At 72.6% G+C, this 19,794-nt stretch carries 16 protein-coding genes and 3 pseudogenes; 11 read left to right on the top strand and 8 right to left on the bottom strand.

The features are described from left to right. Positions 1 to 130 precede the first annotated feature (130 nt). Positions 131 to 1,621: an MFS transporter gene (locus tag IE94_RS0131755; RefSeq protein ID WP_078606642.1), complete on the bottom strand. Its 1,491-nt coding sequence runs from the start codon at positions 1,619 to 1,621 to the stop codon at positions 131 to 133. 138 nt (positions 1,622 to 1,759) lie between these two features. Between IE94_RS0131755 and IE94_RS0131750 the strand changes: the two genes are divergently transcribed. After that, complete coding sequence (locus tag IE94_RS0131750; protein WP_037924151.1) at positions 1,760 to 2,404, top strand: TetR family transcriptional regulator; 645 nt, start codon at positions 1,760 to 1,762, stop codon at positions 2,402 to 2,404. Between the two features lie 66 nt (positions 2,405 to 2,470). Here the strand turns inward: IE94_RS0131750 and IE94_RS0131745 are convergent, their stop codons facing one another. After that, entirely contained in the window at positions 2,471 to 3,154 is a 684-nt protein-coding gene (locus IE94_RS0131745) for an FMN-binding negative transcriptional regulator (protein ID WP_051777794.1), read from the bottom strand. Positions 3,155 to 3,181: 27 nt separating this feature from the next. Then, a complete protein-coding gene (locus tag IE94_RS0131740) occupies positions 3,182 to 4,714 on the bottom strand; it encodes an FAD-dependent monooxygenase (RefSeq protein ID WP_037924148.1) in 1,533 nt (510 codons plus the stop codon). Between the two features lie 248 nt (positions 4,715 to 4,962). Here IE94_RS0131740 and IE94_RS0131735 point away from each other — a divergent pair, with 248 nt between their 5' ends. Then, a complete protein-coding gene (locus IE94_RS0131735; protein WP_030191211.1) occupies positions 4,963 to 5,817 on the top strand; it encodes an ABC transporter ATP-binding protein in 855 nt (284 codons plus the stop codon). 7 nt (positions 5,818 to 5,824) lie between these two features. Here the strand turns inward: IE94_RS0131735 and IE94_RS0131730 are convergent, their stop codons facing one another. Beyond that, a complete protein-coding gene (locus IE94_RS0131730; protein WP_030191208.1) occupies positions 5,825 to 6,484 on the bottom strand; it encodes an MmyB family transcriptional regulator in 660 nt (219 codons plus the stop codon). 233 nt (positions 6,485 to 6,717) lie between these two features. Here IE94_RS0131730 and IE94_RS0131725 point away from each other — a divergent pair, with 233 nt between their 5' ends. Together IE94_RS0131725 and IE94_RS0131720 are read left to right on the top strand one after the other, a co-directional pair. Further along, a complete protein-coding gene (locus IE94_RS0131725) occupies positions 6,718 to 7,374 on the top strand; it encodes a helix-turn-helix domain-containing protein (protein ID WP_030191205.1) in 657 nt (218 codons plus the stop codon). 110 nt (positions 7,375 to 7,484) lie between these two features. Continuing rightward, positions 7,485 to 7,724 (top strand): hypothetical protein, encoded by a 240-nt coding sequence (locus tag IE94_RS0131720; RefSeq protein WP_030191204.1) that lies wholly within the window; start codon positions 7,485 to 7,487, stop codon positions 7,722 to 7,724. Positions 7,725 to 7,749: 25 nt separating this feature from the next. On the opposite strand, the gene IE94_RS0131715 is transcribed toward IE94_RS0131720, so the two are convergent. Both IE94_RS0131715 and IE94_RS0131710 read right to left on the bottom strand, forming a co-directional pair. Beyond that, a complete protein-coding gene (locus IE94_RS0131715; protein WP_030191202.1) occupies positions 7,750 to 8,430 on the bottom strand; it encodes a 4'-phosphopantetheinyl transferase family protein in 681 nt (226 codons plus the stop codon). Then, a complete protein-coding gene (locus IE94_RS0131710) occupies positions 8,427 to 9,314 on the bottom strand; it encodes a metallophosphoesterase family protein (protein ID WP_030191199.1) in 888 nt (295 codons plus the stop codon). Before IE94_RS0131710 ends, IE94_RS0131715 begins: the two co-directional genes overlap by 4 nt. A gap of 292 nt (positions 9,315 to 9,606) precedes the next feature. Between IE94_RS0131710 and IE94_RS0131705 the strand changes: the two genes are divergently transcribed. Continuing rightward, complete coding sequence (locus IE94_RS0131705) at positions 9,607 to 10,740, top strand: ATP-grasp domain-containing protein (RefSeq protein WP_030191198.1); 1,134 nt, start codon at positions 9,607 to 9,609, stop codon at positions 10,738 to 10,740. Here IE94_RS0131705 and IE94_RS0131700 read toward each other — a convergent pair. Continuing rightward, positions 10,733 to 12,070: a 6-phospho-beta-glucosidase gene (locus IE94_RS0131700; RefSeq protein ID WP_030191196.1), complete on the bottom strand. Its 1,338-nt coding sequence runs from the start codon at positions 12,068 to 12,070 to the stop codon at positions 10,733 to 10,735. The genes IE94_RS0131705 and IE94_RS0131700 overlap by 8 nt on opposite strands. 119 nt (positions 12,071 to 12,189) lie before the next feature. On the opposite strand from IE94_RS0131700, the pseudogene IE94_RS38600 reads away from it, so the two are divergent. Next, a pseudogene (locus tag IE94_RS38600) lies at positions 12,190 to 12,288 on the top strand (carbohydrate-binding protein); the annotation flags it as partial. A gap of 79 nt (positions 12,289 to 12,367) precedes the next feature. Here the strand turns inward: IE94_RS38600 and IE94_RS0131690 are convergent. Next, a complete protein-coding gene (locus IE94_RS0131690; protein ID WP_030191193.1) occupies positions 12,368 to 13,273 on the bottom strand; it encodes a helix-turn-helix transcriptional regulator in 906 nt (301 codons plus the stop codon). A 157-nt stretch (positions 13,274 to 13,430) separates the two neighbouring features. Between IE94_RS0131690 and tkt the strand changes: the two genes are divergently transcribed. From tkt to IE94_RS0131665, 5 genes and pseudogenes are all read left to right on the top strand, one after another. Next, a complete protein-coding gene (gene tkt / locus IE94_RS0131685; RefSeq protein ID WP_030191191.1) occupies positions 13,431 to 15,527 on the top strand; it encodes a transketolase in 2,097 nt (698 codons plus the stop codon). 41 nt (positions 15,528 to 15,568) lie between these two features. Beyond that, complete coding sequence (gene tal, locus IE94_RS0131680; RefSeq protein WP_030191189.1) at positions 15,569 to 16,714, top strand: transaldolase; 1,146 nt, start codon at positions 15,569 to 15,571, stop codon at positions 16,712 to 16,714. Positions 16,715 to 17,079: 365 nt separating this feature from the next. Beyond that, positions 17,080 to 18,362, top strand: a pseudogene (locus IE94_RS36340) (glucose-6-phosphate dehydrogenase). Beyond that, positions 18,359 to 19,294 (top strand): glucose-6-phosphate dehydrogenase assembly protein OpcA, encoded by a 936-nt coding sequence (gene opcA, locus IE94_RS0131670; RefSeq protein WP_030191185.1) that lies wholly within the window; start codon positions 18,359 to 18,361, stop codon positions 19,292 to 19,294. The pseudogene IE94_RS36340 and the gene opcA overlap by 4 nt, the downstream one beginning before the upstream one ends. After that, positions 19,287 to 19,794 (top strand): annotated as a pseudogene (locus IE94_RS0131665) (glucose-6-phosphate isomerase); the annotation flags it as partial. The gene opcA and the pseudogene IE94_RS0131665, both read left to right, overlap by 8 nt.

Raw genomic sequence — 19,794 nt, 5'->3', positions numbered from 1 at the left:
CGGTCGGAAGAGGGGGTGTAGGGGCCTGATAGGGGCCGCCCGCCGGGTCTGACGGTCGGTCTCCGCGGGCAGCCCGAGCAGCCACCGGGCCGGGGGAGGTCACCCGGCGGCTGCTGGTCTTCGGGGCGGGTCAGCTGCTGGGCGCCAGATCGCCTTCCCGGGCCTGTTCGACGGGGGCCTGTGCGGGCTTGCGCAGGTCGATGGTGATCAGCAGGCCGGCGAGGAGCGCGGCGACGCCGGTGATGCCCGCGGCCCACAGGCTGGCGACGGCGTAGCCGTGCACCGTCGCCTCGGTGACCGCCCGTTCGCCGCCGCCGCCGGACGCGATCCGGTCGGCGGTGACGCTGGTGGCGATGGCGTTGAGGAGCGCCGTGCCGATGGAGCCGCCCAGTTGCTGGGCGGTGCTGACGAACGCGGACACCACACCGACCTCCTGCGGCGGCACCCGGTAGGTGGCGGCGCTGATGCAGGGCGAGATGACCAGTCCGACGCCGATGCCGAGGAGGATCTGGGTGGGCATCAGCGTGGAGGCGTAGGAGCTGTCGGGGGTGAGCCGGCCGAGGTTCAGCAGGCCCAGCATCGCGATGAGCAGGCCCGGCACCACCAGCATGCGCAGCGGTACGCGGGGCACCAGCCGGGCGGCGATCTGGGTGGAGGTGAGCACGGTCGCCACGGTCGCCGGCAGGATCGCGAGGCCCGTGCGCAGCGGCGAGAAGTCCATCACCACCTGGAGCTGGTAGGTGAGGATCAGGAAGAGGCCGAAGAGGCTGACCATGGCCAGCGCGATGGTCAGGCTCGCTCCCGCCCGGTTGCGGTCGGCGACCAGCCGCAGCGGCAGCAGCGGGACCGGCCCCTTGGCCTGAACCAGGCCGAAGGCGGCGAGCAGCACCACTGCGGCGGCGAGGCAGCCGAGGACGCGGGCCGAGGTCCAGGTGTGGGTCGCGGCCTGGTCGAAGGCGTAGACGAGGGAGAGCATCCCGAGGGCGGAGAGTACCGCGCCGGGTACGTCGATCCGCTGGCGGTTGGCGGGCATGGCCGGCAGCAGCACCCAGGCCCCGGCCACCACGGCAGCGCCGATCGGGACGTTGACGTAGAAGCACCAGCGCCAGTCGAGCCACTCGGTGATCACGCCGCCGCCGAGCAGTCCGATGGCGCCGCCCGCGCTGGCGACCGAGCTGAAGACGCCGAACGCCTTGGCGCGTTCCCGCGGTTCGGTGAAGGTGGTGGCGAGCATGGCCAGGGTCGAGGGGACGAGCAGCGCGGCGAACACGCCCTGGGCCGCTCGGGCGGCGACGAGCACCTCGGCGTTCGGCGCGGCGCCGCCCACGACCGACGCGGCGGCGAAGCCGACGGCCCCGGCCATGAACGCGCGCTTGCGGCCGACGAGATCACCGACGCGTCCGCCAAGCAGCAGCAGCGCGCCGAAGGCGAGGGTGTAGGCGGTCACCACCCACTGCCGGCTCGCGTCCGACATCCCGGTGTCCTGCTGGGCCCAGGGCAGGGCGATGTTCACGATGGTCATGTCCAGCATGACCATCAGCTGGGCCAGGGCGATCACCCCCAGCCCCCACCACCGGTAGCGCACCGACCTCTCGGTCAAGGCCGCTGTTGCCTGTGCCATGTCCTGCCCGTCCTTCCGTCAGCGCGGGCGGCGCCCGTCCGTCTTCCGCGGCGGACACTAGAGCAGATTTCTTAACCAAGTCAATTCACAGACTCGGTCACCTGATTGCCCCGGTAAGGGATGTGTTAGGATGGCCTGGTGAATGCGCCGATGGGCTTGCGGGAGCGCAAGAAACAGCGAACGCGAGAGACGATCTCCGACACGGCGATCACGCTCTTCCTGGAGCACGGATTCGACCAGGTCTCGGTCGTCGACATCGCGGCGGTCGCCGAGGTCTCCAAACCCACGCTGTTCAAGTACTTCCCCACCAAGGAAGACCTGGTCGTCCACCGCTTCGCCGACCATCAGACGGTGGCCAGCAGCGTCGTGGCCGAGCGGTCGCCCGGGGTGTCCGCGATCGACGCGCTGCACCAGCACTTCCTGGACGGGCTGGCGGCCCGGGATCCCATCACGGGGCTCAACGACGACGAGGACGTCCTGGCCTTCCACCATCTCGTGTACTCCACGCCGAGCCTGGTGGCGCGGGTCAGCAAGTACCTGGCCCAGGCCGAGGACGCGCTGGCCGAGACCCTGGCCGGCGCGCTCGACTCGGACCGCGAGATCACCGCGGCCCTGCTGGCCGGCCAGGTGATCGCCACCGAGCGCATCCTGGCGTCGGTGAACTGGCGGCGCATCGTCGCGGGACGGTCCGCGGACGAGGTCCACCCCGAGGCGGTCGCCGACGCCGACCACGCCTACGCCCTGCTGCGCCACGGCCTGGCGGGCGTCGCCCCGCGGACGTAGGAACGACGACGAAGGCGCCGCCTTTGAAGAGGCGGCGCCTTCGTCGTGCTCCCGTCCTACGGCGGGTCAGCCCGTCCCCTGCGCGGGCCGATCCGAACCGTGGCCGGGCTCCTGCCGGGGCAGGTTGTTGTGGCGCTCGATGTAGTCGGCGAGCCGCTCCATGCTGTCCGTGCCGCGCTCCCGGAAGGCCTTCGCCTGGGAGGCCATGTCGGCCGGGGACTTGTTCTGACCCAGCTTGTACACGCCGTCGATGCGCCCGATCGGGATCTCGAAGCCCTGGATGAGCCGCAGATACTCGTCGAACAGCGCGCTCGCCCGGCGCGGCAGCGACCAGGGCGCCTTCGGCGCGAGCCGGCTCTCCTGGTCCTCGATCAGATCGTCGAGCTGGCGCATGGTGCGCACCTCGTCCAGCAGCCGCGGCCGCCCCGTGACGTGCACGGCGGCGTAGGCCCACGTCGGGAAGTGCGGCTGGGAGGCATAGTGGTCGGGCGAGACATAGGCGCTGGGGCCCAGGAACGCCACCACCACCTCGACATTGCCGGCGAGCGCCTCACAGATCGGGTTGCCCCGCGAGAGATGCCCGCGCAGCTTGCCGTAGGGCCAGGCGTGCCGGTCGAGCACGAACGGAATGTGGACGGCGGCGGGCCGGCCCTCCACCGACAGCGCCATCAGGCCCAGCGGGTACTCCTCAATGAGATCCCACTGCGTCTCCAGGTCCGGTGGCCGGAAGTAGTCGGGGCGGTAGACCATCTGCGCTCTCCTTTGCGTGGGGCCCGATCAGGCGGTGGCGGCGGGCACCGTGCCGCCGAGCAGCGAGCCGAGGTAGCCGAGCACCGCCGCGCTGTCCCCCGACGGCGCGGTGAGCCCGACATAGCCGTCCGGGCGGACGAGGACCAGCGTGTCGGCGCCGAGTCCGTACGCCGCCGGACGTTCGCCGAGCAGGCAGGTCCTGAGGTCGTCCGCAGCCCCGGCCGCCACCTCGCGCAGGGCCGTCTCGCAGCCCGCGCCGAAGCCGAGCAGCGTGAAGTGCGGCCCGCGGAACACGTCGAACAGCCGCACGAGCTGACCGGCCATGTCCAGGCACACCGAGTCCGGGGCCCGGTCGCCCGCCTGTACGCCGGTGTCGGTCGCGCCGAGCATCGCGCGGCTCAGCGAACTGGCCCGGTACTCCAGACCGAGCTGCAGCGTCTCCTGGGTGAGACCGGCCTCGGCGCCGCCGCTGCCGCCGGTCATCTCCTCGAACACGGCTCTGGTGCTGGCGACGCTGGTGTCCAGCGTCCAGCGCGCCACCGGCAGCCGCTCCTCCTGGTAGGTGTCCAGCAGCTCCGGCGCCGCCCCGGCGAGGACCAGCGCGAGCTTCCAGCCGAGGTTGTAGGCGTCCTGGACACCGGTGTTGGCGCCCAGCGCCCCGAGCACGGGGTGGACGTGCGCGGCGTCCCCGGCCAGGAACACCCGGCTCACCCGTAGCCGGTCGGCCATCCGTACGTTGATCCGCGAGGTCGACAGCCAGGTCGCGTCATGCACCCGGATCGGCATCCCGGTGGCCCGGTCGACGGCCCGCTGAAGGGCCTGAACCGACGGCTCCATGGGCCGGCCGTCCGCGTCCGGGGGAGGCGTGGCCTGGATCTGCCAGGAGCGCGTGCCGCTGAGCGGGCACAGCATGACCACACCGAGGTCGAGGTCCAGCCACTGGTACCAGGCGTCCGGAGCCAGCCCGTCGATCCGGACGTCCCCGACGATCAGCTGCTTCTCCTCCTCGGTGAACCCCTCGAAGGGGATGCCGAGTTGCTTGCGGACCAGGCTGCGGCCGCCGTCGGAGCCGACGAGATACGCGGCCGACAGCTGCTCGGTGCCGCGCGCGGTCGCCAGGGTGGCCGTCACCCGGTCCCCGTCCGTCTGCTCGAACTCGACCAGCTCCGTGCCCAGTTCCACGGCGACCCCGTACTCGGCGAGCCGCTCCCGCAGGATCTCCTCGACCCGCGACTGCGGCATGAAGTGCAGCCGGCGGAACGGCTCGCCCTGGGTGGGCGCGTTGTCGAGGTACGGGATGGTCTCGTTGATCAGCCGGTCACGGCGGTAGCGCCGGAACGGCAGCCGCTGCGTACCGGACGCCAGGACCTTGTCGATGACCCCGAGGTCGTAGAACACCTCCAGGGTGCGTGGTTGGATACCGGCCTTGCCGCGCGAGGCGGTCGTGAAGCTCTCCTCCTTGTCGACGATCCGCACCGGTACCCCCCGGCGGGCCAGCTCCAGTCCGAGGGTCAGCCCGGTCGGCCCGGCCCCGCTGATCAGCACGCTGACGCTGTCCATACAACCCCGTCATTCCTCGTCGGTCGGGCGATCGCCCAGGTCGGAGCTGCACGCTATGGAGCAGGCGAGACTCCGGCTAACCCCTAGCGATCCCCTACGGCCAGGTGATCCCGCCGCCCGGCGCCCGTCGCCGCGGGTAGGGGTTGCGAGGCGGGTACCACGGCCTGCGCGCCGCCGCCCGGCGGTCCCGGTGAACCCGCGCCTCGTGACTCCTGACTCGTGACCAGTGATGCGTGAAAGGGCGGTCCATGCTCGACGTACGCGGCCTGAAGAAGGTGTGCGAGGGGACGGGACGGCGCGTCGAGGCGGTGCGCGATCTGACCTTCACCGTGGCGGCCGGCGAACTGGTGTGCCTGGTCGGCCCGTCGGGCTGCGGCAAGACGACGCTGCTGAAGTGCGTGGGCGGACTGCTCGAACCGACGGCGGGCGAGGTGTTCCTGGCCGGCCGCAGGGTGGCCGGTCCGCCGCCCGGGATGGCGTTCGTCTTCCAGGAGTACGGGCGCAGCCTGCTCCCGTGGATGCGGGTCGGCCAGAACGTCGAACTCCCCCTGAGAGGCAAGGGCAAGGGCATGGGCAGGGCGCGGCGCGGCGAGCTGGTCGCGGACGCCCTCGCGTCGGTCGGGCTCGCGGACGCCGCCGGGGCCTACCCGTGGCAGCTGTCGGGCGGCATGCAGCAGCGGGTGGCCATCGCACGGGCTCTGGCGTACGAGCCCGAGGTGCTGCTGATGGACGAGCCCTTCGCCGCGGTGGACGCGCAGACCCGCGCCGAGCTGGAGGACCTGGTGCGGGTCTTGTGGCGGGAGCGGGGCATCACGGTCCTGTTCGTCACCCACGACATCGACGAGGCCGTCTACCTGGGGCAGCGGATGATCGTGCTGTCCGCCTCCCCCACCGTCGTACGGGAGGAGCTCCGCGTCGACCTGCCGGACGGGCGGGACCAGGTCCACACCCGGGTGGCCCCGCGCTTCGCGGAGCTGCGCACCCGTGTGCACGAGCAGATCCAGGCGGCGAAGCGCGGTGCGGTGGCGGACGCACCGCCCAAGGGGCGGTTCGGGACGTCGTTCGAGGAGCCGCGGGGTGCGGACGCCCCGCCCGCGCCCTGACCGCCGGTCACTCGGCGGCGGGGACGACCGTCAGGTGGGCGGGGGTGCGGCGGGCGCGCGGGGAGCGTTGGGCGGTGCGGCGCGGCTCCCGCAGGACCAGTGTCAGCCGGGTGTAGCCCAGCTCCCGCAGTGTCCCGGACGTCTCGACCACGACCCGGCACTCGGTGGTGCCCCGGCGCGGGTCGGGGTGGTGCAGCGGCCGTACGGTGCCGTCGTGCTCGACGGCGCGGTCGCCGACGGCACGGATCCAGTGCGGCAGGCCCTGGCGGTAGGCGGCCTCCATGATCGGGTCCTGGGCGATGTCCCGGCGGACGGCCTGGAGACCGGGGTCGTGGCCGTAGCGCTCCAGGGTGGCGGCGAAGTGCGCCAGCATGGGCAGGCACCAGCTCGACTCGTGCTCGCCGAGGACCGTGGCGGCGTCCGGGTGGAAGAGGACGAATCTGAGGAAGTTGTCGTCCGGCATGGCCGTCGGGTGCGGTCCCGCGCCCTGGAAGAGTGTCCGGAAGGCGTCGTTGGCCAGCACCACGTCCCAGCGGTGGTCGACGACGAGGGAGGGGAAGGGGACGGCCTCCAGGAGCGTGGTGTAGTCCTGGAGATAGGCCTGAGCCTCGGGGGTCGCGGGGGCGGGCCGCGGCGCCGACCGCTGCCCTCCTGCCTGAAATGCCATCGGGAGGTCACCCCTCTTGCCTATGCGGCCTTCTCGCGGCGTCCCGCATCCTGGCGCCCCGACGCGAGGCGTGTCAACTATCGTGGCATTTCGTGCCTGTTGACGGCTGAAATAGGCCACAGTTGTGGCGATGCCTGGATGTGAGTTCGAGCGGCAGGCTACTCTCCGGGAAGTTCACGGCAACTGCTTGTGAGAAGCCTGTGAGGCCTGTGAGAGACCTAGGAGAGCAGTCGGTGACGGGTGGCTTCGAAGGTCCGGGCACCATGCCGGCCCCCACGCTGACCGCCGTCGTCGCCCGGGTCGGCGCACTCGCGGACCGGCTCGGCGTGCCGCACACCGAGGTCTTCGACGTCCGCCGGCTGTCCGCGGCCTCCGGTGTCCCCGAGCCCGTCGTCGGGGCCCTGCTCGGCGGCCGCCCGGCGGGCGAACCCGACGTCCGGACCAGGTTCGTGCAGCGTCTGGACCTGCTGCGCCGCACCCGGCTGAAGCCGAACGGCCGCAGGTACACCCAGCAGGAGATAGCCGACGGCGCCGGGATGTCGCGGCAGCAGGCCGGTGCCCTCATCAACGGCGACCGGCGCCCCACCATGGAGCACTGCGACGCCATTCAGCGCTTCTTCCGGGTGCACGCCGGATTCCTCACCGCCGAGGACCCCGAGGCGCTCGCGGGCGCCCTCCAGCGCACCGAGCAGGAACTGCTCCAGCAACTCGCCGACCGGGAGCGGGAGGCGGCGACCGCCGCCGACGACCCGCTGGAGCGGCTGCTCCAGGACCACGGTGTGCGCGGCATCGCCTGGCGGGCCGCGCAACTGCCCACCGACCAGCACCGCGACAAGGTCGCCGAGTGGCTGGACATGCTCCTGGAGAGCGTCAAGCGGCCCGGTTCCTGAGCCCGGGGCGCGTCCGGACCGGATTGTCAGTGGTGGACGGCAAGCTGGGAGGGTGCCGCCGCCGTGCGGGGGCGCGTGACCGCTGACGTCGTTGTGGGGAGAGCCGACCGATGACCACCGCCGTACTGACCGACCGTGAACGCACCGCCGTCCAGGCCTACCTGCGGCTCCTGCACACCGTGCGGGCCGGTTTCGACTCGGCGGCGGGGCCGGGCGGTCCGCCCCGGCCGCCCGTCGTACCGCCCTCGGTGCTGGCCGAGGCGGAGCAGGCCCTGCGGGAGGCGGGACTGACGGGGAACGAGGAGGCGTTCTTCCGGCTGCTGCGGGACTGGTGCCCGCCGCGTCCCTGACGGGGCGGGCGGCCCGGTCCGCCGTTCAGGTGCGGGGGACCGTGATCGCCGTGGTGACCAGTCCGTCCCGGGCGGTCCAGCGGCCGTCGAAATGGCCCAGGCGCCTGCCCTCCACCGTCGGTCCCGGCACCAGGAGGGCGGCGTGCAGGGTGCCGCGGCGCGGGTCGAGCGGGTCCACGGAGAGTTCGATGTCCGCCTCGGCGAAGTCCAGCCACCGGCCGGTGAGGGGGAACCACGCCTTGTAGACCGACTCCTTGGCGCTGAACAGCAACCGGTCCCAGTGGACGCCGGGCCGCGTCTCGTCCAGTCGCCGCAGGCGGGCCGCCTCGGCGGGCAGGGCGATGGTCCCGAGGACGCCGTCCGGGAGCGGCCCGTCCGGTTCGGCGTCGATGCCGAGGGAGGCCAGGTCGGTCAGGCGGACCAGGGCCGCGGCGCAGTAGCCGTCGCAGTGGGTCATGCTGCCGGTCAGGCCGTCCGGCCAGCGCGGGGCCCCGCGCTCACCGGGCAGCACGGGCTGCGGGGGCACGCCGAGCTTCTCCATGGCGCGGCGGGCGCAGGACCGCACGACGGTGAACTCCCGGCGCCGCTTGGCGACCGCCCGCGCGACGATCACCTCCTCCTCCGGGTGGAGGGGCAGGTGACCGGCGTCGTCGTGACCGAAGGCCTCCACGGTGACGACCGTGTCGGGCAGCAGTTCCTCGATCAACGGGTCGCCTCCTGGTGGGACGGCGCCGTGGGCGCCGGCGCCGACGGCAGGATGCGGCGCAGTTGCCCGGGTGGTCCGGTCCGCTTGCGCCATTCGCGGGGATAGCCCACCGACACCTCCTCGAAGCGGACCCCCTCGTGCCAGGTGGTGCGCGGGATGTGCAGGTGCCCGTAGACCATGGTGTCGACCCGGAACCTGCGGTGCCAGTCGGCGGTCAGCGAGGTGCCGCACCACATGGCGAACTCGGGGTACCACAGGACGTCGGTGGGATGCCGGTGCAGCGGATAGTGGTTGACGGGGATCGTCGGCAGGTCGGAGGGGATCTCGGCGAGCCTGCGCCCGGTCTCCTCGACCCGCGCCCGGCACCAGGCCTCCCGGCTGGGGTAGGGGTCGGGATGCAGCAGGTACTCGTCGCTGCACACGACGCCGGTGCCCCGCGCGTACTCCAGCCCCTCGTCCTTGGTCGCGCATCCCTCGGGCAGGAACGAGTAGTCGTAGAGCAGGAAGAGCGGGGCGACGACCGCCGGGCCGCCCGCGCCCTCCCACACCGGGTAGGGGTCCTCGGGGGTGGTCACGCCCAGTTCCCGGCACATCTCGACCAGGTGCTCGTAGCGGGCGACGCCGCGCAGGGTGACGGCGTCCTTGGGGTGCGTCCACAGCTCGTGGTTGCCCGGGACCCAGACGACCCGGCAAAAGCGCTCCGCGAGGGTGCCGAGCGCCCAGCGGACGTCGGCGACGGTCTCCGCGACGTCGCCGGCCACCAGGAGCCAGTCGTCGTCGGACTCGGGGCGCATCCGCTCGACCAGGGCGCGGTTCTCCTGGTAACCGATGTGCAGATCGCTGATGGCCCACAGCTTCCCCGGAGCACCGGCCCTCGATGTCATCTCCACCCCTTCCGGACGCCCGTCGACGCCCGTCGACGCCACGAGATCACATCACCGCCCCGGTCACAAGGCGGCCCCCGGGCCGAGGCGGCGGGCCCGGGGGCCGCCCGGACGGCCGGGCCGACGCGTCCGCGTGACGCTCGTTGCGCCGGGGGCCGCGCGTACCCCTATGATCGCCCCAACACCACCGCCACGACTCTCCTTTCGCGCAGAGCGGCCCGGTGTCCCTCCAAACCCCTGGCCGGGCACGGCCCCGCTTCGCCCTGCCCGCGAACCCCGGAAGGCGGCTTGCATGGCTTCTCCCGTACGCGTCTGGCTCAACCGCACGTACGCGGAGAACGTCTTCTTCATGGATCAGCTGCGGAGGAATCCCGCCGACCGGGCCGTGGAGATCCACGCCACCCACGGCGACCCGGACTCCCCGGTGCTGGCCGCCGCGGACACCGCCGAGCTGGAGCCGGAGGGCCTGTCCCCCGCCGGTTACGTCGAATACGCGCTGGACCAGTGCGCGCGGCGCGCCATCGACGTGTTCGTGCCCCGGCTGCACCAGTCGGCCCTCGTGGCGCACCGCGCGGAGTTCGAGGCGGCCGGTACGGTCCTGCTCGCGCCGCCCCCGGAGGCGGTGGCCGTCTTCCGGGACAAGGTGATCGCCTACGAGGCGGTCCGGGCGATCGGCGTGCCGGTGCCGCCCTGGTGGCGGGTGCGCACGGCCGAGGAGCTGGTCCTCGCGGTGGAGGAACTGGAGGCCGGCGGCCACCGGGCGTGCTTCAAACCGGCGTCCGGCGCGGGCGGAGTGGGCTTCCGCACGGTCACGCGGGACCCCTTCTCGCTGGCGCACCTGAACGGCTTCCCGAGCCCGTCCGTGCCGCTGCCCCTGGTCGTCGAGGCGCTGCGGGCGGCCGAGGAGCCCGTGGACTGGCTGGTGATGCCGCGCCTGGAGCAGCCGGAGGTCTCGGTGGACTGCCTCACCGGGCCCGACGACCGGGTCCGGCTGGCCGTGGGCCGTACCAAGAACGGCCGCCGCCGCGGGTTCACGCTGCACGAGCAGTGGCTGGCACCGGCACGGCGGATCGCCGAGGCGTTCGGGCTGCACCACCTGTCCAACGTGCAGTTCCGGATGTTCGGCGACCGGCCCGTCCTGATGGACGTCAACACCCGTCCGGCCGGCGGGCTGCACCAGCTGGCGCTGTGCGGCCTCAACGTGCCGTGGGCGGCGGTCCGGCTGGCCCTCGGCGACGATCCGGGCGAGCTGGAGCCGCCCTTCCTGGGCCAGGACTACGCCGTGGTGTCGGGGCCGCGTCCGCTGCGCCCGGTGTCCGCGCCCCACCGGCACGCGGACCTCCCCGCCGTCGCGACCAGGGCGGCCGCCGCCGCGCGGGCACCGTGGCAGGCACCGGCGAGCTCGGCGCCGGTGGGGCTCACCTGAGGTAGGCCAGACCCGGGTGCACCGCCCGGTAGCCGTCGACGAGGCGGTGGGCGACGTCGACCGAGTCGACGAGGGGGTGCAGGGCGAAGGCCCGTACCGCGGCCGCGCGCGAACCGGTCCCGGCCGCGGTCAGGACGTCGCGCTCGACGGCCTTGACCGCGCAGACCAGGCCGGTGGCGTGGTCCGGGAGCGGGTCGACGGCCACCGGGTGGGCGCCGTTCGCGTCGACCAGGCAGGGGACCTCGATCACCGCGTCGTGGTCGAGGACGGACAGCGTGCCGCGGTTGCGGACGTTGAGGATCAGGGTGGTGCGTTCGTCGCGGGCGACGGCGCGCATCAGCGCGAGCGCCACCTTCTCGTAGCCGCCGGACAGGTCCTCGGCCTCGCGTTCGCCCGCGCCCGCCGTCTCGCGGTTCTCGGCCATGTAGGTGGCCTCGCGTTCGGCGCGGGTGCGGTCCCAGGTGGCCAGGGCCGGGGCGTCGGGGCGGCACATCTCGTCGTAGAAGCGGGCCTGCTGGTCGCGCAGGAACGCGCCGCGGGTACGGTCGGCCTCCTGGTAGGCGCGGACAGTTTCCCGGTTGAAGTAGTAGTAGTGCAGGTACTCGTTGGGGACCGCGCCGAGGGAGCGCAGCCATGCGGGGCCGAAGAGGCGGCCCTCCTCGAAGGATGCGAGCAGCTCCGGGTCGGCGAGCAGTCGCGGGAGCTCGTCGCGTCCGCCGACGCGCAGGCCGCGCAGCCAGCCGAGGTGGTTGAGGCCGACGTAGTCGACGAAGGCGCGGTCCGGGTCGGCGCCCAGCACGCGGGCCACCCGCCGGCCGAGCCCGACCGGCGAGTCGCAGATGCCGATGACCCGGTCGCCGAGGTGGCGGGACATGGCCTCGGTGACCAGTCCCGCCGGGTTGGTGAAGTTGATGACCCAGGCGTCCGGCGCCAGCCGGGACACCCGGCGGGCGATGTCGACGGCGACCGGGACGGTCCGCAGCCCGTACGCGATGCCGCCCGCGCCGACCGTCTCCTGGCCGAGGACGCCCTCGGCGAGCGCCACCCGTTCGTCGTCGGCGCGTCCCTGGAGGCCGCCGACGCGGATCGCGGAGAAGACGAAGTCGGCGCCGCGCAGCGCTTCGTCGAGGTCGGTCGTGGCGGTGACGGCCGGCGCGTCGGGCACCCCGGCCGCCTGCTCAGCCAGCACCCGGGTGACCGCCGTCAGCCGGGCCGGGTCCACGTCGTGCAGGACGACGTCGCTCACCCGTCCCTGGGCGCGGTCCCCGAGGAGCGCCCCGTACACGAGCGGCACCCGGAATCCGCCGCCGCCCAGCATCGCCAGCCTCACGTCCGCACCCTTCCCTCGCCCGCGCCGCACTTGCGTCCGGCGCCGATCATGGCACGGCCCAACGCCCCGGCGCGTGCACCCTCTCTCCCCTCTGTGCAGCGGCCGGTCGGGCACCTACCCTCGGCCCGGTGACGGGCACCCACGACGTGTACCTGACCTTCACCAGCGGTCAGAGCGCCGACTTCGTCAACGTGAACTGGTTCAGCTTCGGCCGCTGAGCCGCAACCGTCCCCCCACAGGAGGGCGAAGGGGCTCCACGCGCCGTGGAGCCCCTTCGCCCTGCCGTGCCGGGGTGCCTCAGCGCAGTTCCGCCCGGAAGGCCGCCGGCGTCTGGTCGGTGTGCTGCTGGAAGAACTTGGAGAAGTTCGCCGCGTCGGGGAAGCCGACCGCCGCGCCGACCCGGCCGATCGGCATCTCGGTGTGGGCCAGGAGCCGCTTGGCCTCCAGGACGACGCGTTTGTCGATGAATCCCTTGGGCGTCTCGCCGGTGGCGGCGCGCACCGCGCGGACCAGGGTGCGGCGGGAGTAACCGAGGGCGTCGGCGTAGGCGCTGACGCTGTGGTTGGTGGCGAAGCCCCGCTCGACCGCGTCCCGGAAGAGGGTGAAGGTGCTGTCCCCCGGTGCCTCGGCCCGCCCCTGACGCGCCGCGTGGGCGGAGCCGGCCGCGAGATGGGCGAGGCGCAGCAGGAACGCGGAGAGCGTGTGGCGCAGTACGGCGGTGTGCAGGCTCAGCGGGAGGGTGGTGGCGTCCTCGTACTCGCGCCGCAACTGGTCGAGCGACGCCGTCAGCCCGGCGAGCCGCGCCTCGTCGGGGTGGAGCAGGGGCGGCAGGTCGTAGCGGTAGAGGCCGGTGGCCTCCACGGTGGCGGGGGGCAGGAAGCCGGGCTGCATGGTGAGCACCGTTCCGCGGTACTCGGCCTCGGGCGCGAAGCGGTGGACCTGTCCGGGACGGATCCACAGCAGATCGCCGGCCGACGCCTCGTACTCGGCGAAGTCGATCATGTGACGGACCGGTCCGCCGGTGAGGAGCATGACGATGTGGAAGTCGACGCGGTGCACGCGGTGCAGCGGGGCGTGCGCGTGCCAGGTGCGGTCGGCGCCCAGGGGACCGACCCGCATGCCGACTCCGAGGAGGCTGAGATCGACCGGGAAGGGAAACGTTCTGATCCCGTCACCGCCGCCTTGGCGTCTTTCGTCCGTCATGTCCGCCTCGTACCGTCCCGCCCCTGCGCCCCGCGGCCGGGGCGTGTCCCAGTTTCACCACAGGCTGGCACAGGACAACCTTCACTCCAAAAAGTCAGACTTTTAAGGTTGAACGCGTTGAACCAGCCACCCCGCTCCGATCGAGGATTTCTTGAAGATGAGCACGCAGTCGAGCAAGCAGACAGTGGACAGCGCGGACCGCTTCGAATGGACCGAACTCGACCGGCGTGCCGTCGACACCGCCCGGGTTCTCGCGGCCGACGCGGTGCAGAAGGTGGGGAACGGTCATCCGGGCACGGCGATGGCCCTGGCGCCAGCGGCCTACACAATCTTTCAAAAGGTGATGCGGCACGACCCCGCCGATCCCGAGTGGACCGGCCGTGACCGCTTCGTCCTCTCCCCCGGCCACACCTCGCTGACCCTCTACACCCAACTCCACCTCGCCGGGTACGAGGTGGAGCTGGAGGACCTGAAGGCCTTCCGCACGCACGGCTCCAAGACGCCGGGCCACCCGGAGTACGGGCACACGGCGGGCGTGGAGACCACCACCGGGCCGCTGGGCCAGGGCGTGGCCAACGCGGTGGGCATGGCGATGGCCGCCCGCTACGAGCGCGGCCTGTTCGATCCCGAGGCCCCCGAGGGCGAGTCGCCCTTCGACCACACCGTCTGGGCGATCGTCAGCGACGGCGACCTCCAGGAGGGCGTCTCCGCCGAGGCGTCCTCGCTCGCCGGCCACCAGAAGCTCGGCAACCTGGTCTTCCTCTACGACGACAACCACATCTCGATCGAGGGCGACACCGTGACCGCGTTCTCCGAGGACGTGCTCAAGCGCTACGAGGCGTACGGCTGGCACACGCAGCGCGTCGAGCCCGCCGAGAACGGCGACGTGGACGTGCACGCGCTGCACGCGGCGCTGACGGCGGCGAAGGCCGAGACCGGACGCCCGTCGATCATCGCGATGCGCACGATCATCGCCTGGCCCGCCCCGAACGCGCGGAACACCGAGGCCAGCCACGGCTCCGCCCTCGGTGCGCAGGAGGTCGCCGCGACCAAGCGCGTCCTCGGCTTCGACCCGGAGCGGTCCTTCGAGGTCGCCGACGAGGTCCTCGCCCACACCCGCCGGGCCCTGGACCGGGGCGCCGAGGCGCACGCCGCCTGGGACAAGCGGATCGCCGCCTGGCGCGAGGCCGCCCCCGAGCGCGCGGCGCTCTTCGACCGCGTGGTCGCCGGCCGGCTGCCCGAGGGCTGGGAGGACACCCTGCCGGTGTTCGAGACCGGCAAGGCGGTCGCCACCCGCGCCGCCTCCGGCAAGGTCCTCCAGGCGCTCGGCCCGGTGCTGCCCGAACTGTGGGGCGGCTCGGCCGACCTGGCCGGTTCCAACAACACGACCATCGACAGCACCAGCTCCTTCCTGCCCGCGGGCAACCCGCTCCCCGGGGCCGACCCGTACGGCCGCACCGTGCACTTCGGCATCCGCGAGTTCTCCATGGCCGCGGAGATGAACGGCATCGCCCTGCACGGCAACACACGGATCTACGGCGGCACCTTCCTGGTGTTCTCCGACTACATGCGCAACGCGGTGCGCATGTCCGCGCTGATGCAGCTGCCGGTCACATACGTCTGGACGCACGACTCGATCGGCCTCGGCGAGGACGGCCCGACCCACCAGCCGGTGGAGCACCTGGCCGCGCTGCGCGCCATCCCCGGCCTCAACGTCGTCCGCCCGGCCGACGCCAACGAGACCGCGACCGTGTGGGCGGAGATCCTCCGCCGCCACTCCACCCACCCGGCGCCGCACGGCCTCGCCCTCACCCGTCAGGGCGTACCGACCTACGCCCCGAACCCGGGCGCTGCCCGCGGCGGGTACGTGCTCGCCGACGCCTCCACCGGCGCCCCGGACGTCGTCCTGATCGCCACCGGCTCCGAGGTGCAGCTCGCGATGGCCGCCCGGGAGACGCTGGAGGCCGAGGGCACCGCCGCCCGGGTGGTGTCGATGCCGTCCGTGGAGTGGTTCGAGGAGCAGCCCCGCGCGTACCGCGAGAGCGTGCTGCCGCCCTCCGTGCGGGCCCGGGTGGCCGTGGAGGCCGGGATCGGCCTGACCTGGCGCCGGTTCGTCGGGGACGCGGGCCGCATCGTCTCCCTGGAGCACTTCGGCGCCTCCGCCGACGCCGGGACCCTGTTCACCGAGTTCGGCTTCACCTCCGGGCATGTGGTGGCCGCCGCCCGGGAATCCCTGGCCGCCGCCCGCGGCTGATCCCACCGGATCCCCTCCCGATCCGATCGCAGAAAGAGAAGATGATCACTGTGACCGAAGCAACCGCCTCCGCGGGAGCATTGCAGCGCCTGGCCGACCAGGGCGTGTCCGTCTGGCTCGACGACCTGTCGCGGCGGCGCATCGAGTCCGGCAACCTCGCCGAACTGATCAGGACGAAGAACGTCGTCGGCGTCACCACCAACCCGTCGATCTTCCAGGCCGCCATAGGCTCCGGCGAGGGCTACGAGGAGCAGCTCGCCGACCTGGCGACCCGGGGGGTCACCGTCGACGAGGCGGTCCGGATGATGACCACCGCCGACGTCCGCGCCGCCGCCGACGTGCTGCGCGAGGTGTACGACGCCACCGGCGGGCGCGACGGCCGGGTCTCCATCGAGGTCGACCCCCGGCTCGCCCACGACACCCGGGCCACCGTCGCCGAGGCGCGCCAGCTGGCCTGGCTGGTCGACCGCCCCAACGTGATGATCAAGATCCCGGCGACGAAGGCCGGCCTCCCGGCGATCACCGAGGTCATCGGCGCCGGCATCAGCGTCAACGTCACCCTGATCTTCTCCCTGGAGCGCTACCGCGAGGTCATGGACGCCTACCTCGCCGGTCTGGAGAAGGCGCAGGCGGCCGGGATCGACCTGGCCGGCATCCACTCGGTCGCCTCGTTCTTCGTCTCCCGCGTCGACAGCGAGATCGACAAGCGTCTGTCGCTCCTCGCCACGGACGAGGCGCTCGCGCTGCGCGGAAAGGCCGCGCTGGCCAACGCGCGACTGGCCTACGAGGCGTACGAGAACGTCTTCGCGGGCGACCGCTTCACCGCCCTCGCGGGGGCCCGCGCCAACCCGCAGCGCCCCCTGTGGGCGTCCACCGGTGTGAAGGACCCGGCATTCCGGGACACCCTGTACGTGGAGGAGCTGGTCGCTCCCGGCACCGTGAACACGATGCCGGAGGCCACCCTGGACGCCGCCGCCGATCATGGTGACGTACGGGGTGACACGGTCACCAGCGGGTACGCCCAGGCCCGGGCCGATCTCGCGGCGGTGGAGCGGCTCGGCGTGTCGTACGACGAGGTGGTGGAGCAGTTGGAGCAGGAGGGCGTGGCGAAGTTCGAGGCGGCCTGGGACGACCTGCTCGCCGCCGTGACGAAGTCCCTCGACAGCAAGGGAGTTGACGGGGAATGAGCGAGGAGCTTCCCGCTACGACGGTCCGGGAGACCAAGGCGACGAAGGAGGCCAAGGAGACCCGGACGGCCCAGGACGCGGCAGGACCGCTGCACGCCCAGGCGGCCGAGGAGGCCCGCGCCGCCGGGTCGGCGAAGACGGCCGGGCCCGCCGGGTCCCCCCGAGCCGCGAAGAGGACCGGGTCGGCCCGCGCCGCCAAGGGGACGAAGGGCGGGGGTGCGGCCGGCCAGGCCGTGGAGCCGGTGGCACCGCTCGACTGGAGCAACCCGCTGCGCGATCCCCAGGACCGCCGTCTGCCCCGTATCGCGGGCCCGTCCGGACTGGTCATCTTCGGCGTCACCGGCGACCTGTCCCGCCGCAAGCTGATGCCGGCCGTCTACGACCTGGCCAACCGCGGCCTGCTGCCGCCGGGCTTCTCGCTGGTCGGCTTCGCCCGCCGGGACTGGGAGCACCAGGACTTCGCCGAGGTCGTGCACGACGCGGTCAAGGAGCACGCGCGCACCCCCTTCCGCGAGGAGGTCTGGCAGCAACTCACGGAGGGCATGCGCTTCATCCCCGGCGACTTCGACGACGACGACGCCTTCGAACAGCTGCGCAAGGCCGTCGAGGAGCTGGACGCCTCCCGCGGCACCAGCGGCAACTACGCCTTCTACCTCTCGGTACCGCCGAAGTTCTTCCCGAAGGTCGTCCAGCAGCTCAAGAAGCACGGCCTGACCGACGCACCCAAGGGCTCCTGGCGCCGTGCGGTGATCGAGAAGCCCTTCGGCCACGACCTGGACAGCGCCCGCGAGCTGAACGCGCTGGTGCACGAGGTCTTCGACCCGGAGCAGGTCTTCCGCATCGACCACTACCTGGGCAAGGAGACCGTCCAGAACATCCTGGCGCTGCGCTTCGCCAACCAGATGTACGAGCCGATCTGGAACCGGTCCTACGTCGACCACGTGCAGATCACGATGGCCGAGGACATCGGCATCGGCGGCCGGGCGGGCTACTACGACGGCATCGGCGCCGCCCGCGACGTCATCCAGAACCACCTGCTCCAGCTGATGGCCCTCACCGCCATGGAGGAGCCGGCCGCCTTCGACGCGCGGTCGCTGCTCACGGAGAAGCTGAAGGTGCTGCGGGCCGTGCGGCTGCCCGACGACCTGGGCGAGCACACGGTGCGCGGGCGGGCGTCCCCTTCTACCTGCGCACCGGCAAGCGTCTCGGCCGCCGGGTCACGGAGATCGCGGTCGTCTTCCAGCGGGCCCCGCACTCCCCCTTCGACTCCACCGCGACGGAAGAGCTGGGCGAGAACGCCATCGTCATCCGCGTCCAGCCCGACGAGGGCATGACGGTGCGCTTCGGCTCCAAGGTGCCGGGCACGTCGATGGAGATCCGGGACGTGTCCATGGACTTCGCCTACGGCGAGTCCTTCACCGAGTCCAGCCCCGAGGCGTACGAACGGCTGATCCTGGACGTCCTTCTGGGGGACGCCAACCTGTTCCCGCGCCACCAGGAGGTGGAAGAGTCCTGGCGGGTCCTCGACCCGATCGAGGAGTACTGGGCCTCGCACGACAAGCCCGCGCAGTACGCGTCGGGCGGCTGGGGACCGCGGGAAGCCGACGAGATGCTCGCACGAGACGGACGGAGCTGGCGCAGGCCATGAGGATCGACCTGACCGACACCACGGCAAGCAAGATCAACAAGGCGTTGGTGCAGGGCCGCCGGGCCATCGGCACCCCGGCCGTGGGCATGGTGCTCACGCTGGTCATCGTCACCGACGAGGAGAACGCCTACGACGCGACCAAGGCGGCCGAGGAGGCCTCGCACGAGCACCCCTCGCGCACCCTGGTCGTCATCAAGCGCCACCCCCGCAACCTGCGCGACCGCACCCGCTCGCACCTCGACGCCGAGGTCAGGGTCGGCTCGGAGGCCGGGACCGGCGAGACCGTCGTCCTGCGCATGTACGGGGAGGTGTCCGAGCACGCCGACTCGGTGGTGCTGCCCCTGCTGCTCCCGGACGCGCCGGTCGTCGTGTGGTGGCCCGTCCAGGCGCCGGACAACCCCGCCAAGGACCCGCTGGGCGCGCTGGCCCAGCGCCGGATCACCGACCTCTACACGGTCGAGCGGCCGATGGAGGTCCTGGAGCGCCGGGTGCGCGCCTACGCGCCCGGCGACACCGACCTGGCCTGGACCCGGCTGACGCTGTGGCGTTCCATGCTGGCCGCGGCCCTGGACCAGGCCCGGGTGCCGGTGACCTCCGCGGTGGTGGAGGCCGAGGCGGACAACCCGGCCGCCGAGCTGCTGGCCCGCTGGCTGGAGGCCCGGCTGGCCGTCCGGGTGGAGCGCGTGGTCACCGCCGGGCCGGTCGTCACCGCCGTCCGGCTGGGCACGGCGGGCGGCGAGATCGTCGTCGACCGCCCGGAGGGCCCGCTCGCCACGATGACCCTGCCCGGTCAGCCCCCGCGCTCCGTCGCCCTGAAGGTGCGCCCCACCTCCGAACTCATCGCCGAGGAGCTCAGGCGCCTCGACGCCGACGAGATGTACGCCGTCGCCCTGCGCGGCGAGGCCGGCAAGGAGACCCCCGTCCATGTCTGACACCCCGAAGCTCGACCAGCGCCCCCAGTGGACCGCGCTCGCGGACCACGCCAAGGGCACACTGCCCCACCCGGACCTGCGTGAGCTGTTCGCCCAGGACCCCGGGCGGGCGGAGCGGTACGTCGTGCGCGTCGGCGACCTGCGCATCGACTACTCGAAGCACCTCGTCACCGACGAGACGCTCGCCCTGCTCCAGGAGCTGGCCGCCGCGACCGACGTGTTCGGTCTGCGCGACGCGATGTTCCGCGGTGAGCGCATCAACATCACCGAGGACCGGGCGGTGCTGCACACCGCGCTGCGCGCCCCGCGGGACGCGGTGATCGAGGTCGACGGCGAGAACGTCGTCCCCGGGGTGCACGCCGTGCTCGACAAGATGGCCGACTTCGCCGGCCGGGTCCGCTCCGGCGAGTGGACCGGCCACACCGGCAGGCGCATCCGCAACGTCGTCAACATCGGCATCGGCGGCTCCGACCTCGGCCCCGCCATGGCCTACGAGGCGC

Source organism: Streptomyces violaceorubidus (genome assembly GCF_000717995.1).
GTDB lineage: Bacteria > Actinomycetota > Actinomycetes > Streptomycetales > Streptomycetaceae > Streptomyces > Streptomyces violaceorubidus.
Note: the sequence above shows the minus strand (reverse complement) of the source record. Positions and strands in the feature narration are given on the sequence as shown.

Bases quoted from the DNA above. Each gene is read 5' to 3' on its own strand.
- IE94_RS0131735 (WP_030191211.1), top strand. From the start codon at position 4,963: ATGCTCGACGTACGCGGCCTGAAGAAGGTGTGCGAGGGGACGGGACGG.
- IE94_RS0131690 (WP_030191193.1), bottom strand. From the start codon at position 13,273: ATGACGGACGAAAGACGCCAAGGCGGCGGTGACGGGATCAGAACGTTT.
- IE94_RS0131705 (WP_030191198.1), top strand. From the start codon at position 9,607: ATGGCTTCTCCCGTACGCGTCTGGCTCAACCGCACGTACGCGGAGAAC.
- opcA (WP_030191185.1), top strand. From the start codon at position 18,359: ATGAGGATCGACCTGACCGACACCACGGCAAGCAAGATCAACAAGGCG.
- IE94_RS0131740 (WP_037924148.1), bottom strand. From the start codon at position 4,714: ATGGACAGCGTCAGCGTGCTGATCAGCGGGGCCGGGCCGACCGGGCTG.
- IE94_RS0131710 (WP_030191199.1), bottom strand. From the start codon at position 9,314: ATGACATCGAGGGCCGGTGCTCCGGGGAAGCTGTGGGCCATCAGCGAT.
- IE94_RS0131745 (WP_051777794.1), bottom strand. From the start codon at position 3,154: ATGGTCTACCGCCCCGACTACTTCCGGCCACCGGACCTGGAGACGCAG.
- IE94_RS0131755 (WP_078606642.1), bottom strand. From the start codon at position 1,621: ATGGCACAGGCAACAGCGGCCTTGACCGAGAGGTCGGTGCGCTACCGG.
- IE94_RS0131730 (WP_030191208.1), bottom strand. From the start codon at position 6,484: ATGGCATTTCAGGCAGGAGGGCAGCGGTCGGCGCCGCGGCCCGCCCCC.
- IE94_RS0131720 (WP_030191204.1), top strand. From the start codon at position 7,485: ATGACCACCGCCGTACTGACCGACCGTGAACGCACCGCCGTCCAGGCC.
- tkt (WP_030191191.1), top strand. From the start codon at position 13,431: ATGAGCACGCAGTCGAGCAAGCAGACAGTGGACAGCGCGGACCGCTTC.
- tal (WP_030191189.1), top strand. From the start codon at position 15,569: ATGATCACTGTGACCGAAGCAACCGCCTCCGCGGGAGCATTGCAGCGC.